We start from the raw sequence: 868 nt of genomic DNA, 5'->3' as shown, positions 1-868 counted from the left end.
GCCCGGCCTGGTCGGGACCATTCTGACCATGACCATGCTGATCTTCACCGCGCTGTCGGTCACGCGGGAGATCGAGCGCGGCACCATGGAAAGCCTGCTGTCGATGCCGATCAAGCCGGTCGAGGTGATGTTCGGCAAGATCATCCCATATGTGATGGTCGGCTTCATCCAGGCCGGGCTGATCATCGGGATCGGCGTGTTGCTGTTCGGCGTGCCGGTGCTCGGCAGCCTCACATTGCTGGGGCTGCTGACCACCCTGTTCATCACCACCAACCTGTCGATCGGCTATACGTTCTCGACCATCGTGCAGAACCAGCTGCAGGCCATGCAGCTCTCGATGATGTTCTTCCTGCCGAGCATCCTGCTCTCCGGCTTCATGTTTCCGTTCGCGGGCATGCCGGTCTGGGCGCAATATATCGGCGAGGGCCTGCCGCTGACCCATTTCATCCGCATCGTCCGCGCCATCATGCTGAAGGGCGCGGCGATGCAAAACCTGCAATACGACACCATCGCGCTGGTCGCGTTGATGCTGTTCGCCATGACCATCGCCGTGACGCGCTTCCGCCGCACGCTGGATTGAGGCTAGTATCGATGCGACGACTGAACGCCATTCCGGGGCGATGCGAAGCATCGAACCCGGAATCTCGAGATTCCGGGTTCGCTTCGCGCCCCGGAATGACAGGGGTTAGCTATTGACGGAATTTTCAGACAAGGAAAACGCCGCGGCTGACACGACCGTATCCGCCGATTTCCACCATGCCCTGATGCGCGAGGTGATGACCACCGAGCTGCTGCGCGTCAAGGTGCTGATCGGCACCGCCGTCATGCTCGGCGCCATCAGCCTGCTGGTGTATCTGTTCGCGCCGGA

Annotated in this window: 1 protein-coding gene; it reads left to right on the top strand. The window is 61.2% G+C overall.

Features of this window, described 5'->3' with window-relative positions; all coding sequences use genetic code 11:
* The coding region (locus FNJ47_RS46275; protein WP_163163467.1) for an ABC transporter permease at positions 1 to 580 on the top strand (580 nt) is incomplete at its 5' end.
* Between the last annotated feature and the right edge of the window lie 288 nt (positions 581 to 868).

This window comes from Bradyrhizobium uaiense, from assembly GCF_010811875.1.
Lineage (GTDB): Bacteria > Pseudomonadota > Alphaproteobacteria > Rhizobiales > Xanthobacteraceae > Bradyrhizobium > Bradyrhizobium uaiense.
This window is presented reverse-complemented; position numbering and strand designations above follow the sequence as displayed.